Below are 2246 nucleotides of genomic sequence, written 5' to 3'. Positions count from 1 at the left end.
CACCCGAAAAGCGAATTGCACTTGAAGAGGCTGATGCAGTCAACTTCGCTTGTAATGCGGTGAATGTAGATAGCATCGTCATCATGAACAAGGCGAGTGATGCTTTAAAAACCCGCCTTGCAGATGCAGGTTTCCAAGTGTTGGAAACACCGCTTACCGAATTTCTCAAAGCTGGTGGTGCAGCTAAATGCTTAACTTTGCGGGTAACAGAACCAGTTAGAGATGAAATTCATGCCAATGTTTCGGTAGAAAGCCGCGTCATTCGCATGGAAGGACACTTGCTAGATGCAGGCTTAATTAACCGCGCTTTGGATTTGATTATAGACGCTGGGGGAAGCTTCAAAGTCCTGAATTTTAATTTGGGAGAACAGCGCCAAAGTACCTCAGCCGCCGAGGTTAGGGTATCAGCACCATCCCATGAGGTGATGGAAGAAATCATCTCCCGGTTGATTGATTTGGGTGCTGTAGATTTACCTCAAGATGAGCGAGATGCCAAACTGGAGCCGGTAATTCAAGATGGCGTTGCACCCGATGATTTCTACGTTAGTACAATTTATCCCACCGAAGTCCGAATTAATGGCCAGTGGGTGAAAGTGGAAAATCAACGGATGGATGGCGCGATCGCAATTACCCAAACTGCTAATGGCTTCGTTGCTCGCTGTAAAATACTACGCGATTTAAAAGTTGGCGAACAGGTAATTGTAGACGTGTTAGGTATCCGCACCATCCGCAAAACTGAATCGCGGGAACTACGCAGCACCCAAGAATTCAGCTTTATGTCGGCGGGGGTTTCTAGCGAACGTCGCGTGGAATTGGTTGTTGAGCAAGTAGCTTGGGAATTGCGGAAAATCCGCGATGCTGGTGGTAAGGTAGTTGTCACGGCTGGCCCGGTGGTGATTCACACTGGTGGCGGTGAACACTTGGCGCAACTGGTTCGGGAAGGATACGTGCAAGCACTGCTGGGTGGTAATGCGATCGCAGTTCACGACATCGAGCAAAATATCATGGGTACTTCCTTGGGTGTAGACATGAAGCGGGGTGTCGCCGTGCATGGTGGACACCGCCATCACCTGAAGGTAATTAATAGTATCCGCCGTTATGGCAGCATTCCCAAAGCTGTAGAAGCGGGGGCAATTAAAAGTGGCGTGATGTATGAGTGTGTCCATAATAATGTGCCTTTTGTGCTTGCGGGATCGATTCGGGATGACGGGCCTTTGCCTGATACCCAAATGGATTTGATTCAAGCACAGCAGGAATATGCTAAACACCTAGAAGGTGCGGAGATGATTTTGATGCTGTCATCGATGCTGCACTCCATTGGCGTGGGAAATATGACTCCGGCTGGTGTGAAAATGGTGTGTGTGGATATTAATCCAGCTGTGGTCACTAAGTTAAGCGATCGCGGTTCTGTAGAATCGGTGGGTGTGGTGACAGATGTGGGATTATTCCTGAGTCTGTTGGTTCAGCAGTTGGATAAGTTGACAAGTCCTTATGTTAATAAGGTAGGTTAGGAAGACGAACCGCAGAGGCGCAGAGGACGCAGAGAAAGGGAGATGACAAGAGTAGCTTTCACTGAATTGCAGGTTAATTGGGTTAGTTTGATTGCTGATTTCTTGTTGGTAGGGATGGTTTTTGGCCCGCCGATTGCTCCCTTTTTGGCTGCGTCTGGAGTGTCTTTGCTTCCTGGGATTGCGGACATCATTTATTTCATGGGTAATCATGTCTGTCCGCAACCAGATATGGGGTTAGGTTTGGCACCACCGTTTATTATGGCTGTGTGTATGCGCTGCTACGGCACTGTCACGGGTTTGCTGATTACTCGTCTGTTGTATGGGGTAACTGATGGTAAGGGTTTTTACTGGTTAAGTCAGTATGGCTGGAGTGGTGTAGCGCTAGCCAGTGTGCTGATGATGGCTTATCCTTTGGAATTAGCAGCACAGATTTTCGGTTTGTGGAGTTTTAATAACTATCTAGTTACGCCTTTTGGGTTGATTACAGGTTTGGCGTGGGGATTGTTTACCATGCCGATTTTGCATGGGTGGCAAAGACGGGAGGACACAAAAAGATTTTAGTAATGAGCGATCGCCTGTATGATTTCAGAACATGGTGCGTAGGCGCAGCCCGTCGTAGACATCGCTTTTGCTCTAATTTAATAAACTATTCTGACTCGGAAAATTCCCCAATTCTGCTGTATTAACTTTGATTTTGCGGGGAGCATCCCAATGCAAGCAAATTTACCAAGATGA

General features: G+C 47.5%; 2 protein-coding genes. Both read left to right on the top strand.

Going from position 1 to position 2246, the window contains the following annotated elements:
* On the top strand, nt 1-1511 hold a 1511-nt coding region (locus tag LC574_RS36615), incomplete at its 5' end, for a TIGR00300 family protein (RefSeq protein ID WP_229458525.1).
* Nucleotides 1512-1553: 42 nt separating this feature from the next.
* Nucleotides 1554-2072, top strand: coding sequence for a DUF2085 domain-containing protein (locus LC574_RS36610; RefSeq protein ID WP_229458524.1), 519 nt, complete (start codon nt 1554-1556; stop codon nt 2070-2072).
* Nucleotides 2073-2246 lie beyond the last annotated feature (174 nt).

The sequence above is a fragment of the Nostoc sp. CHAB 5715 genome, assembly GCF_020829685.1.
GTDB lineage: Bacteria > Cyanobacteriota > Cyanobacteriia > Cyanobacteriales > Nostocaceae > Nostoc.
The sequence above is the reverse complement of the archived record's forward strand: the minus strand, read 5'-3'. Positions and strand labels throughout refer to the sequence as shown.

Bases quoted from the DNA above. Each gene is read 5' to 3' on its own strand.
- LC574_RS36610 (WP_229458524.1), top strand. From the start codon at position 1,554: ATGACAAGAGTAGCTTTCACTGAATTGCAGGTTAATTGGGTTAGTTTG.